The 13,424-nt window shown below is 40.3% G+C and carries 7 protein-coding genes and 1 CRISPR repeat array; of the genes, 3 read left to right on the top strand and 4 right to left on the bottom strand.

What is annotated here, in order from left to right:
- Positions 1–233: 233 nt before the first annotated feature.
- Entirely contained in the window at positions 234–1,175 is a 942-nt protein-coding gene (locus ACM0OR_RS09920; protein ID WP_414576090.1) for a GNAT family N-acetyltransferase, read from the bottom strand.
- 450 nt (positions 1,176–1,625) lie between these two features.
- Between ACM0OR_RS09920 and ACM0OR_RS09925 the strand changes: the two genes are divergently transcribed.
- Complete coding sequence (locus tag ACM0OR_RS09925) at positions 1,626–2,456, top strand: tetratricopeptide repeat protein (RefSeq protein ID WP_414576091.1); 831 nt, start codon at positions 1,626–1,628, stop codon at positions 2,454–2,456.
- A gap of 37 nt (positions 2,457–2,493) precedes the next feature.
- On the opposite strand, the gene ACM0OR_RS09930 is transcribed toward ACM0OR_RS09925, so the two are convergent.
- Positions 2,494–3,708, bottom strand: coding sequence for an FAD-dependent oxidoreductase (locus ACM0OR_RS09930; protein WP_414576092.1), 1,215 nt, complete (start codon positions 3,706–3,708; stop codon positions 2,494–2,496).
- Positions 3,709–4,097: 389 nt separating this feature from the next.
- Here ACM0OR_RS09930 and ACM0OR_RS09935 point away from each other — a divergent pair, with 389 nt between their 5' ends.
- A complete protein-coding gene (locus ACM0OR_RS09935) occupies positions 4,098–5,381 on the top strand; it encodes an ABC transporter ATP-binding protein (RefSeq protein WP_414576093.1) in 1,284 nt (427 codons plus the stop codon).
- 235 nt (positions 5,382–5,616) lie between these two features.
- A CRISPR array of direct repeats spans positions 5,617–7,942; the repeat unit is 37 nt; unit sequence ATTGCAATTTCATTAACTCCCTATCAGGGATTGAAAC.
- A 637-nt stretch (positions 7,943–8,579) separates the two neighbouring features.
- Positions 8,580–9,065, top strand: coding sequence for an allophycocyanin (locus tag ACM0OR_RS09940; RefSeq protein ID WP_190699827.1), 486 nt, complete (start codon positions 8,580–8,582; stop codon positions 9,063–9,065).
- 406 nt (positions 9,066–9,471) lie between these two features.
- Here the strand turns inward: ACM0OR_RS09940 and ACM0OR_RS09945 are convergent, their stop codons facing one another.
- Positions 9,472–10,455 (bottom strand): hypothetical protein, encoded by a 984-nt coding sequence (locus ACM0OR_RS09945; protein WP_414576142.1) that lies wholly within the window; start codon positions 10,453–10,455, stop codon positions 9,472–9,474.
- Between the two features lie 235 nt (positions 10,456–10,690).
- Positions 10,691–13,219: a sugar phosphate nucleotidyltransferase gene (locus ACM0OR_RS09950; protein WP_414576094.1), complete on the bottom strand. Its 2,529-nt coding sequence runs from the start codon at positions 13,217–13,219 to the stop codon at positions 10,691–10,693.
- Positions 13,220–13,424: the final 205 nt, after the last annotated feature.

The raw sequence follows: 13,424 nt of genomic DNA on the forward strand, positions 1-13,424 counted from the left end.
GTCTATCTTTTTAGGCTGGAAACTCGCTCAGGGTTGACTTGTGTATACACGGTAGCTCCCTTGCAGGGGAGAGGCTTTGATTTCTCCCCCTTCCCTAGTAGGGAAGGGGGTTGGGGGGTTAGGTTTCGCATTAGCTTTTCCACATGATGTGCAAAGTCAGATGTTAGGAGGGGTCAGAATAAGATGCAGCTTCACAAAAAATGGTATTAAATATTTTTGATTCCGAATTGAATTTATTGGCTATATTTAGCCATATTAAATACTTTTGTAGTTCCCCAAGATTGGCGTATAGATAACTGATGGGGAAAAATTCTTTTGTGCATAAATTTAACCATAGGCGTGTTATCAGCAACTATAGTAAACACCGCTTTAGTATCTGCTACTGTTACTAATTGAAGCTGAATTGCTTTTGCTAACAAGGGTATAGCACGACCTAGGCGTTGCAAATCTTCTCTGACAAAAAGTTTGGTATATCTGATTGTATCTACAGCAACTCGATGTGTAATCATCCAACCTACTACTTGGTTTTGAAAGCGTAACCCCAAGCTGTTAAGCGGTTCAATTATCTCTGGTTCTGTCCAGGGAGAGAGAATATCGGGATACCATCTAGAATTTGCTTGTTGTGTTTGAATTGATTCTTTTTCTTGTGTAGTTAATTCCATCCAAGGAAATATGCTATATCCAGAAGGTAAAGCATCAGCTAGTTTTAACCAAGAAGCATCCTTCATGTTAATTATTGGTGCAGAACAAACTAACATCCGTAACTGAGGGGTAGACCAATGACATTGCTTGAGGATTTTTTCTAAATAGGGAGTTGTAGAGTTAGGTACATAAACTAAATTAGCTTGTGAACAACCATGTTCAGCTAATTCTTCTTCTATGTAAGTGAGCAAAGTTTTACCTAGTCCATATCCCCGATGTTCTGGGATTACAAATAATGACAGAATTTCCCCAATTCTTTGATAATGAGAAGTTTCAGCTAAAATCAGCCCAACTGGTTGTGAACCCTGATTTACTCCTATTGCAACTATAGATTGATCAGTATCTATATTTCTGAGACGTGGACGAAAATGGGGGTAGGTCAGTTTCTCATAAAAGAGAGATATTTTACTGCTCAGGTTGACAAAATTATATAAAGATTGGGTATCTTTTTGATTTGGGCTGATTTCTAGCATTGGAAAACTATGTGATTTGGCAAAAAGAGTGTAAGTTTCAGAATTACTGTGTGTAATTAAAATATTTTAATTATTCTTTCATAAATAAATATTTTTTCTTTATTAAATAACGATAGAAAACCTCATTATATCACTTCAATATATAATCCTAACACTCTATCACACCTGGTTTTTGAAGATAGTAATATGTAATAGAGAAATAGTTTTAGGACATAAAAGTTTTACTTTAGGTATGATATTTTAATTGAATTCTAACGCCAATCTTGTCTGGTAGAATGAATAAATTTCAAAACTTTGTGGTATGGAAAAGATAATGGCTAAGTTTTTAACTATTAATAATCTTTTATTAACCTAAAAACTAGATAATTAGCTTAAGTGTATTTTTATCATCAAAATAATGTGACTTGCTATTAGTAGCATTGCCACTAAGAATTGACGAGATACAAGCTTATGAAAGGATTGAGTTGGACGATCGCAGCGACAGGATTGGCAGTAGCAATATACGGTTTGTCGGTAAATGCTGCAAATGTGTCAAATTCTCCAGAGTTAGGAAAAAAGCCAGGATTACGACTATCAGAAGTTAGCAATCAAGATGAGAAATTCTATAATCAAAGAGGTATTGATCGTGCATCAGCAGGAAAAATAACAGAAGCGATCGCAGATTTTAACCAAGCCTTAAAAATTAACCCTAAATATGCTGAGGCGTATAGAAATAGAGGTATAGCTCGCGGATTATCAGGAGATTTAAAAGCAGCGATCGCAGATTTTAATCAAGCCTTACAAATTAATCCTCAATATGCTGATGCTTATAAAAATCGCGGGAAAGCTCTCATGTTATCAGGAGATTTAAAAGCAGCGATCGCAGATTTTAATCAAGCCTTACAGATTAATCCTAATGATGATGATGCTTACTACAGCCGAGGCGTAGCACGCGACAAAGCAGGAGACTTAAAAGGCTCTATAGAAGATTTTAACCAAGCCTTGCGAATTAACCCTAAGTATGTAGATGCTTACAATAATCGGGGTGTGAAGTATGCACAAACAGGAGATTTAAAAGCAGCGATCGCAGATTTTAATCAAGCCTTACAAATTAATCCTAATAATGCAGATTCTTATAACAATCGTGGTCTTGCTTACTCTAAAATAGGAGATGTCAAAAGAGCGATCGCTGATTTACAAAAAGCAGCTAAACTTTTTCAGCAACAAGGCGACACAGCTAAATCTCAAGCAGCATTAGATCAAATTAGGCAGATCAATAATAGCTCAAAAATTAGGACGTAAAATGAAGTTTGATTCAGCACAGGCTAAACGCTTCTACTCACAACTCTTTCACATGAACCGGAAACACCCCTAAAGCAATTAATCTGGCTGGTAAATCGCGCAGAATCGGCAAGCGTAACCAGGCTGGGGGTTGGAAGGAGCGATTAGATGAAAGGATGGGGGCAAAAACTCGTTTTTGGATCAAAGTCTGAAATGCTTGAATAATGCGTGTGGGTAATTCGCGCCGATGCTGCACTTTTGCCAAGTCTTTCAGTTCTACATGGTGATTTTGCAGAGGTTTAGTTAACACATTCGCAGCCACCACCGCATCCTGAATGGCGTAGTTAATTCCCACACCCCCAACTGGTGACATGACATGAGCTGCATCACCCATGAGTAACAATCCTGGAAGATACCAGCGTTGCACACGGCTAGACTCCACAGAAAGAAACGCTATCTGTGACCAGTCGTGTAAATTATTAATTCGGTTGGCTAATTCTGGGACAACTTCCACAACCGATGTTTTTAATGTCTCTAAACCCTCAGCACGTAACTTCTGATAGCCTCCCTTAGAGATGACATAGGCAATTTGCCATTCATCACCACGGTCAAGCATCGCTACAATGTGACCGGAAGCAAAGCGTCCCATTCCGCCCTCACCGTCTTCTGGTTGACGCGGTAAGCGAAACCAAAGTACATCCATTGGTGGTGATGTTTCAATCGTGGCAAAATTTCCTAACTGTCGTAACTTGGAATGACGACCATCTGCACCAACTGTCAGCATAGCGCGGACTTCGTGCCAACCACCGCCGCCCCGATAACGTACACCTTGAATTACACTGTTTTCTACAATTACTTCTTGGACATTTGCCCCCATGACTAATTGAAAATTCGGATATTGTTGTGCTTCCTCGGTGATAAATTCTAAAAATTTCACCTGGGGAAGCATTGTAATGTAGGGATAGGGAGTTTTCAGGTGACTAAAATCAGCCAGTGTGATGGTATCTCCAGGGGTTTTAATCCTAATTTGGCGCATCTTAGCATGGGGCAATTGCAGCAAGCGATCGCTCAACCCCAATTCCTCCATAATTTCCATTACCGAGGGGTGAATCGTATCCCCGCGAAAATCTCGGTCAAAATCTTTGTGTACTTCCAACAGCATCACAGAAATTCCTTGCCGCGCCAGCAACAACGCCAAAACTGCTCCAGCCGGTCCACCACCAACAATGCAGCAATCTGTAGTTTGTAGGTCTACAATGTCATGGTTAGTCATGTTGCTTTCCTCCAAATTCAAAATTCAAAATTATACTCCTCCGGAGTTCGCGGTAGCGTAGCAAAGCAAGCTACGCGTTAGCGTCACGCAGTGAAGAACTTTTGGGGACTGGGGATGCAGGCGGTTTTGTTGTAATTCATAATTAGCTTACTGCTATGCTAACTCTTGACCAATGACTAAACTCAGTGCTGAGTCCTGAGTCCTGAGTGCTGAGTGAATTAAGAAGTCTTCAGCACTTATGTACTTGATAAAAGCCCTACCCCTTGTGGGTAGAATCTTTTTTTCAGGAGGAGGTTGATACCCCACCCATAAGAGGTGGTCTTTCAACTCAGGACACTGCTCAACGCTCCGCTACCGCTAACAGCACTCTTCATTATTGACTAAAACCCGTGGCACAAGTTTTTATAGAAAACGTTTATAAAAGTTTTCCTCCCCGCCGAGGGGAAGGGGTGGTATTACCAAGCGAATCTGGCAAGAAAAACGAGATACCACCAGAACAAGCAGGAAGTATCAATGTATTGCGTCGGATTAACCTCACCATTCCTGATGGGGAATTTATGGTATTGGTGGGGCCTTCTGGTTGCGGAAAAAGTACCCTATTGCGGTTAATTGCTGGCTTAGAAGAAATGACAGGCGGTAATATTTGGGTAGGCGATCGCTTGGTGAATGACTTACCCCCCAAGGAACGGGATATTGCAATGGTGTTTCAAAATTACGCCCTCTATCCCCATATGACGGTGTATGACAACATCGCCTTTGGTTTACGTCGTCGGGAATTAGGAAATGGGGAAAATCACCACTCCCAACTTCCAAATTGGGCTGAAAATCTCTTGGTGGGGACGACAAAAAAGCTACCCAAAGGATTACGTTATATATCGGATAAAGAGCGAGAAGTAGATCAACAGGTGCGGGGTGTAGCTGAGTTATTGCAAATTGAAATGCTGCTACATCGCTTACCCAAACAGCTATCAGGGGGACAAAGACAACGGGTAGCACTAGGAAGAGCGATCGCCCGCAATCCTCAAGTATTTTTAATGGATGAGCCGCTTTCTAACCTAGATGCGAAGTTAAGAGCAGAAACCCGCGCTCAAATCGTCAAATTACAGCGACAATTGGGAACAACGACGATTTACGTCACCCATGACCAAACTGAAGCTATGACAATGGGCGATCGCATCGCCATCATGAATCAAGGTCAAATTCAACAAGTCGCTTCTCCCTTAGAGCTTTATAACAACCCAAACAACCGCTTTGTCGCCGAATTTATTGGTACACCACCAATGAATTTTATTCCCGTAGAATTTCACGCACCTCTGTTAATTACCCATGCTCAATTCCGTCTCACCCTCCCAGAAATTTGGGCTAGTCCTTTGCAAAAATATGATGGACAAACCCTCATTTTAGGCATCCGTCCAGAACACTTGAACTTAGCTGTACCTGCTACTAAAAACTTACAAGTACAAGTAGACTTAGTAGAAAACCTGGGTAACGATGCTTTTATTACTGCAACACTAGTTGAAGAGCAATCTAATTTCGCTCATATCATCAATCCTCTGCAAGTACGAGTTCCACCAGAACGATTAGTCAGTGTAGGTGAGCAACTTTGGTTATCTCTAACGCCAGATAAAATTCACTTTTTCGACCCAAACACCGACTTAGCTATTTTTCCTTAGTCCCGTAAATGCGCGAATGGGTAGGTGTTCAAAATCGGCTTTTGACAACGCAGCCTGAAATTGCAGTAGCGTAAGGCTTTTGACAAATTTATTGATCAAAATAGCCGCGCACTTTATATAGTAAGGGTTTTAGGCATTTGTATACTAGTCAACCAAAATTTTTTATGCTACGATTACTGCATTCGCGCAACCGAACCTTGAAAACTAAATACAGACCGTATTTGAGGTCGCCGCTATTGCAATTTCATTAACTCCCTATCAGGGATTGAAACTCTATCTTAACAAACTTTATAACCTCTAACACTGATATTGCAATTTCATTAACTCCCTATCAGGGATTGAAACGAGTATTCCAACTAACTATCAAGAATTATCAGGATTTAGAAATTGCAATTTCATTAACTCCCTATCAGGGATTGAAACCAGTTGCAGGGCGACCGCGCTTTATGCGGCTGCGATTGCAATTTCATTAACTCCCTATCAGGGATTGAAACAATAACTTGTTTGATGATTGCATAATGTCTGATCCATTTGGCATTGCAATTTCATTAACTCCCTATCAGGGATTGAAACTTTCTAGTATCGCATACCCAACTGTAACCCATCTGTATTGCAATTTCATTAACTCCCTATCAGGGATTGAAACAGCTTGAATATCTCCCCAAGTCAGGGCGAATGCTTATTGCAATTTCATTAACTCCCTATCAGGGATTGAAACGCCACTATTCCAGCCTCTCTAACAGTTGAAAACTCTATATATTGCAATTTCATTAACTCCCTATCAGGGATTGAAACCTGCAACTGGACAAGGGGAAACGCGCTACATACCATTGCAATTTCATTAACTCCCTATCAGGGATTGAAACTAGTTGTAGTTCACCATCACTCTTCATTGCTTCTAATTGCAATTTCATTAACTCCCTATCAGGGATTGAAACTTCACCCGATGAAGTATTAAAAAATAGCTTGATAATTGCAATTTCATTAACTCCCTATCAGGGATTGAAACTCCAGAAAATAGTTTTCCTGTCGCCCAGGATATTCCTTGGGCTAAATTGCAATTTCATTAACTCCCTATCAGGGATTGAAACAGTTTGCCAATCTGATAATTGGTACTGGGTAGCAATTGCAATTTCATTAACTCCCTATCAGGGATTGAAACACTGTAAAATCTGAAAAGGTTGAAGTTACCAACAAATTGCAATTTCATTAACTCCCTATCAGGGATTGAAACACTAAAACAACCGCAGAATTGCTTGATAATGATTCAATTGCAATTTCATTAACTCCCTATCAGGGATTGAAACATATCTTCGCCCTACATCCCTACCCAGTTTCTTGAGGTAATTGCAATTTCATTAACTCCCTATCAGGGATTGAAACATGAGTAAGAATAGCTGTGAATGAATCTCCAAGATTGCAATTTCATTAACTCCCTATCAGGGATTGAAACAGTTTGCTTTTGATAGTCCTACAAAAAGGAATGCGAAAGATTGCAATTTCATTAACTCCCTATCAGGGATTGAAACAGCTCCTTCTGAGTAATCTTGTTGGCATCAAATTGCAATTTCATTAACTCCCTATCAGGGATTGAAACAGAGTTCAATGCTCACATCATTAGACAAATTGATATTGCAATTTCATTAACTCCCTATCAGGGATTGAAACTGATATACCAACAAAAGATGCGTGGTATTGATGTAAAATTGCAATTTCATTAACTCCCTATCAGGGATTGAAACAGGGTTAGGTGTGCTATCGTGGCGTTCGAGCCAACGCATATTGCAATTTCATTAACTCCCTATCAGGGATTGAAACAATATCATAATAGTCTGACTCCATTTCTAGATAATCTATTGCAATTTCATTAACTCCCTATCAGGGATTGAAACCAATACTCTGTACAAAAGAACAGGCAACTATGATTATTGCAATTTCATTAACTCCCTATCAGGGATTGAAACACCTTGTCCCGAATAACGACCGTTTCCTGTGGGGGAATATATTGCAATTTCATTAACTCCCTATCAGGGATTGAAACAAAGGATAACTTAATCCAGTATACTGCCATCTACCATTGCAATTTCATTAACTCCCTATCAGGGATTGAAACCTTATATATGCGTATATCGCGAGCCACCCATTTTGGATTGCAATTTCATTAACTCCCTATCAGGGATTGAAACTTTAGATTTATTTCGGAAATCAAGGAATGCAGCAATGATTGCAATTTCATTAACTCCCTATCAGGGATTGAAACATAATTAAAAAATTAGAGGCGAGTAGATTTAATATTAGATTGCAATTTCATTAACTCCCTATCAGGGATTGAAACATAGTTTGAATGTACAAGCTTTGATGTGTACCAGGAGTCCAATATTGCAATTTCATTAACTCCCTATCAGGGATTGAAACAGAATAAGTTTAATCCTTGTTCGGGGCGATCGCTCATTGCAATTTCATTAACTCCCTATCAGGGATTGAAACGGGTGTTCATGCCGGGGGCGTAGCAATTTCTTCACAAATTGCAATTTCATTAACTCCCTATCAGGGATTAAAACCAGGACTTACCGCCACTGCAAAGCGAGCCAAGACATTAGACTATAAAATCATACATTCATATAAGTCAATTCTCAGTATATTTAGCATACTAAAAGGCGATCGCCCCTTATCATCTTTTTGGCTAAAAAAAATCTATCTAATAACTCTTCCCACGATAGTTGCAGTCATAAAATATCTGGGTTCTTTTTATATAGAGACGCAATAAATCGCATCTGACAAAACCTAAGATGTCATAGAGAGAAGCGTTTGCAATGACAGAAAATATTATATTTATTTACACACATCTACTTACTTAGTATATAAACATTTATAAAAAGCCCAAACTTAAGTATTTCATCATACTAAATGGGTGTATTTCCCTGATATAAATTATTTAAGAGAATATAACTGCTATGATATAGATACAAAACAGCGAAAACGCTACACATCGTAAGGCAGCCAAGATGGATGCTCAATAGGGTTTTAAGGTATATGTAGCCAGGTAAAAAAATTTTTAAGCAGGCAGATTTGAGAGGAATCAGCTATCAGAATTTCAACCTTTAATATAGTAGCTTTGTCTTAGTCTACTAGTTAAATCACCCCTAGAATTCTCATAGAGCAAACCGAACGTAATTTCTTTTTTTAAGGAGTCTTTTAATGAGCCTAATTATCAAGTCAATTCTTAGTGCAGATATAGAAGCTCGCTATCTTAGCCCTGGTGAATTAGGGTCAATTAAAAGCTTTATTAAGAGTGGTGAAAGCCGTCTGCGCCTTGTTCAGACTTTAACAGAAAACCGAGAGCGTATTGTTAAACAATCTGGAAATCAACTGTTTCAAAAGCGTCCAGATATTATTTCCCCTGGTGGGAATGCTTACGGACAGGAAATGACTGCAACTTGTCTACGAGATATGGATTACTACCTACGCTTGATTACTTACAGTATCGTCGCTGGTGACTCTACTCCCATTCAAGAGATTGGCATCAGTGGTGTTCGTCAAATGTATAGTTCTCTCGGCACTCCAATTGAAGCTGTTGCTGAAGGTATCCGTGCGATGAAGAGTTTTGCTACCTCAATGATGTCAGAAGAAGATGCTAACGAAGTTGGCAGTTACTTCGACTACTTAATTGCAGGACTCCAGTAAGGTAATGAATCACCTTGCTGGAACTGCTAGAGTAATTTAACTGTGTTGGACAAAAGTCTGACTAGAGTTCTACAAAATGTTGAATAAAGTAGAAGTAAATTGCTTTATAGCTACTTTATTTATTACTACAATGGAGAGTCATAATGTCTAAGGAAAAAAAAGGTAACAAAGAAGCGAAGAAACCAAAAAAAGATCCTGATAAGAAAAAGGAGAAAAAAGATCCAAATAGATATGATGGATTAGGTTAGTAAATTGAGAAGCTTTAAGTCTTGTCTCATGTGATTTTGATAATACTTCATCTAGTAATAGATATGTAGGAGTCACCAAATACATGAAACTCTAGTAAATCTTTTTACTAACTTTTTATAGACACATGAATCAGCCAATGCAAATGGCTGAGTTTTTTTTACATAAATCTAAATCTATCTAATAACTCTTCCCGCGATAGTTGTAGTAACAAAGGCGTAAATTCTTCTGGAGATAAAGCCAATAAAGGTTCAATCATTTCTCTTAATTCCGCATCTAAAGCACCAAACCTAACTTGTAATAAATTTTCTATAACTTTACGACGTTCTGCTTTAGTACCTTCTTGAATCCCCTCTTGCATCCCCTCTTGAATTCCTTGTTGTTTAGCTTCTGTTAGTCTCTGCTCGTAAACTTGACGTGCTTCTTGAATGCCTTGTTGTTTAGCTTCCGCCAGCTTTTGCTCGTAAATAGGTGATAAACGCATAATTAAATCTCTATCCTCCTGGTCTACATTTTGATTTACTTCTAAGGTGGTCTTTAAACTCAATAATAAATCAATTGCTTTGGCACGTAAGGGATGCTCTGAGGGAAGTGCTTCTAGTTCATCTATGGCTTGTTGCTGGACTCTGCCCTTACCTAAAATTCTTAACCATAATGTTTCTTCATTACAGGGTAATTGATGAATTGCTACAATTGCTGTTCGCAAATAATCAGCTAAAAAATGTACTCCTCTCTCCCAGTGTTCCGTATCTAGGTTAGCTCTGAAACCATCTAATATAGATTCAGAAGCCGTTGGTGACAGAATCCACAATCTGGGTAATTCTGATTCATTAATCCGATTTTTACCAACTTTACCTTGACGCTTAATTTCAGCGAAGATATCAAATAATTTGTTCATGCAACTACGGATTTCGGCAATTGTAGCTGCATTTCTAAATGGTTCAATTAATGCAGGTTCAGCCGCAATCCTTCCTAATAACCCTAAATCTATTGTATCGCTGATTGATGGGGGTGCAGGTGCAAAATAAATATCAATCTCTCTGATTTCTGCCGGAACTTTCCGACTTGTTTCCACTTCTCCTAATGGTTGTAACAATTCTTTAAGATAGTCTTTGGCAAACTGGTCGTAGGGAAACCTGGTCATTAGCTGATTTTTAGACTCTACCAAATATTTTACATGAGTGCGATCGCTACCAATAAACACGGGTGTCTGTAAAGAAAAAGCGTTCTACCTGAAAGACATCACGATTGTTTTGCAAATTCAAACTAATCCCAAATGCAATTTCAAGGCAGCATCAATTTAATGTTATCTCCCAATCGCTTTAAACATGAGGAGAGCGATCGCCTCTGGCGATCGCAATTACCCAACTAGGAAATCTTCAAACTTCCGCCGGGTGATATTCCTGCTGTCTTTCTACAAAGGTTTGCACACGGGAACGGTAATCTCTGACGATTTCATCCACCCAATCGCGTTCATTACTGTTGGCATACAAATGCACTAACGGTTCACTCGCATCAGGTAAAACTAACAGCCAACTATCATCGAAGGGTTGGCGAATTTTCACGCCATCGATGAGTTCGAGGTTTTGGGCGGGGTGAGTTTCCACTAAGTAACGCATCAATGCACCCTTAGCTGACCAAGGACAGCGAATGGTATAGTTTTTGTGAATGACACGGGGTAATTCTGCTCGAACAGTAGCTAGCGATCGCTCCTGAATGGTCAACATCTCAATAATTTTGGCGATGCAGAACATGGAATCAAAGCCGGGATGTAACTGTGGGAAGATAAAACCCGTATCACCGCTACCACCTAGCACCACATTGGCATTTTTCTGGCAAGCTTCCATTAATGCGGTTGGGTTCGCTTTGGTACGAATCACCCGCCCATCATGACGACGCGCCACCTGTTCCACTGCACTGGATGAATGCACCGGCACAACTACCGTCCCTCTAGGGTTAGAGGTGAGGATCATATCTACCATCAGGGCGGTTAACAGTTCGCCCCGAATCGCGAAACCTGACTCATCTACTAAAATTAGCTGTTCGCCGTTGGCTGATACTTGCACACCAAAATTAGCTTTCAAAGCTTCCACCACATGACCCAATTGAGTCAGGAGTGCTTCGCGGTCAGTGGTAGTTACAGCATTTTTATTTAGACTGGCGTTGAGAACAACAGCATCAGCACCAAATTTATCTAGCATTTGCGGTAAAACTGCCCCAGACACCGCATACACGTAATCAATCACCACTTTAGCCCGACTATTGCGGAGGGTGAAAACGTGTAATAGCTTCTCAAAAGCTGTGCAGTAAAGGTCAATGACTTGACTGGGGTAAGCGACATCCCCAATTTCATGAGCCAAGGCGCGGCGCATATCTTCTTTAAAGAAAGCCCCCTCAATTTTCTTTTCCAGGGCTTTGGAAATATTAATCCCCTTACCATCCATGAATTCTATCAGGATGTAGTCTGGGCGATCGGGGTGTACCCGGACATGAATACCACCTGCTATTTTCATGTTGGGTATGACTGTCCGCGCAATAGGAATGGCTGTCGCATCAAGGTTCTGCACATCTACACCCACTGACATCAAACCCGCGATTAATGACCTTGTAACCATGCGGGAGACGTTGCGTTGGTCGCGGGAGACAGCTACTTTAGATTTGGGCTTTAAGGTAGAACCATAAGCAGCCCCCAACTTGACGGCAAATTCTGGGGTGATGTCGATATTAGCTAATCCTTGCACACCCCGTTGCCCAAATAAGTTGCGTTGGGCTGTGCTACCCCAAATCAGGTTAATGTTTAAGATTGCCCCTGATTCAATTTTCTTACTCGGCCAAACTCTGACACCGGGGCTAATTTGGGCTTCTTCCCCAATAGTGGATAAAGAACCAACTACAGCCGCTTCTAAGACATGAGCGCGGCGGTCTACACGAGTTCCACGGGAGATGACGCAGGCACTCAATTGAGCTTCATCACCGATAATTGCGCCATTCCAGACAATCGGACGCTTGAGATTGGCATCAGCCCCAACGGTGACGTTATCCCCAATGATAGTTCCCCCTTCAATTTGGACTCTCGCACCGATACGGCAGTTGTTTCCGATCAATGCTGGGGTTTCGATATGGGCGGAGGGGTCAATGTAAGTATTTTGTCCTATCCACAAATCAGACATTTCTTGTTTGTAGGCAAAATCAAGTTTTACCTTCCGTTCTAAAGCATCATACTGGGCTTCCCGATAGGCATCTAAATGACCGACATCACACCAGTACCCTTGGGCAATGTAACCGTACATGGGTTCATCTTTAGCCAGCAGCAAGGGGAATAAATCTTTAGAAAAGTCGCATTCAGTGTGATCTGGCAGATATTCTAAAACTTCTGGTTCGAGAATATAAGTCCCAGTATTGACGGTATCCGAAAAAATTTCACTGGAGGAGGGTTTTTCTAGAAAGCGGTTAATTTTACCAGTTTCATCGGTGATGACTACCCCAAATTCAATGGGGTTAGGAACTCTAGTTAAAATTAACGTGGCTTTAGATTGTTTTTGTTTGTGAAAAGCGATCGCAGCTGTTAAATCAAAATCTGTGATACTATCACCGCTAATCACTAAAAAAGTTTCATCCAAAAGTTCGGCGATATTTTTGACGCAGCCTGCTGTTCCCAACGGTTGGTCTTCCTCCACAGCGTAGGTCATTTGTACGCCAAAATCACTGCCATCTTGAAAATAATCCCGCAAGACATCAGGTAAATAATGCAAGGTTGCAATCACTTCCGTAATTTGATGTCTTTTGAGTAAATTGATAATATGTTCAGCAATGGGTCGATTCAGAATCGGCACCATCGGTTTTGGTAGATCACAAGTTAACGGGCGAAGTCGCGTTCCCGAACCGCCTGCCATCAGCACTGCACGCATAAATCCTCCTTAACCTTTTACAGCCATATATTGGTTGCAAACCTGTGAGAGTATATTGTGTTTTTCTCCAGTCTCCTACAAACACTGATTGTTGAGGAACTTCCGCTAGAGACATCTAGTGAGAAATCAGTATAAGTGTTTATGCCAATCAAACACTTGCTACCAAAATATCAGAACTTATACAACGATAATTTTGGCAATTTGC

Origin of the sequence: Anabaena sp. CCY 9402-a (assembly GCF_963920945.1) — a bacterium.
GTDB lineage: Bacteria > Cyanobacteriota > Cyanobacteriia > Cyanobacteriales > Nostocaceae > Trichormus > Trichormus minutissimus.

Bases quoted from the DNA above. Each gene is read 5' to 3' on its own strand.
- ACM0OR_RS09920 (WP_414576090.1), bottom strand. From the start codon at position 1,175: ATGCTAGAAATCAGCCCAAATCAAAAAGATACCCAATCTTTATATAAT.
- ACM0OR_RS09925 (WP_414576091.1), top strand. From the start codon at position 1,626: ATGAAAGGATTGAGTTGGACGATCGCAGCGACAGGATTGGCAGTAGCA.
- ACM0OR_RS09930 (WP_414576092.1), bottom strand. From the start codon at position 3,708: ATGACTAACCATGACATTGTAGACCTACAAACTACAGATTGCTGCATT.
- ACM0OR_RS09940 (WP_190699827.1), top strand. From the start codon at position 8,580: ATGAGCCTAATTATCAAGTCAATTCTTAGTGCAGATATAGAAGCTCGC.
- ACM0OR_RS09945 (WP_414576142.1), bottom strand. From the start codon at position 10,455: ATGACCAGGTTTCCCTACGACCAGTTTGCCAAAGACTATCTTAAAGAA.
- ACM0OR_RS09950 (WP_414576094.1), bottom strand. From the start codon at position 13,219: ATGCGTGCAGTGCTGATGGCAGGCGGTTCGGGAACGCGACTTCGCCCG.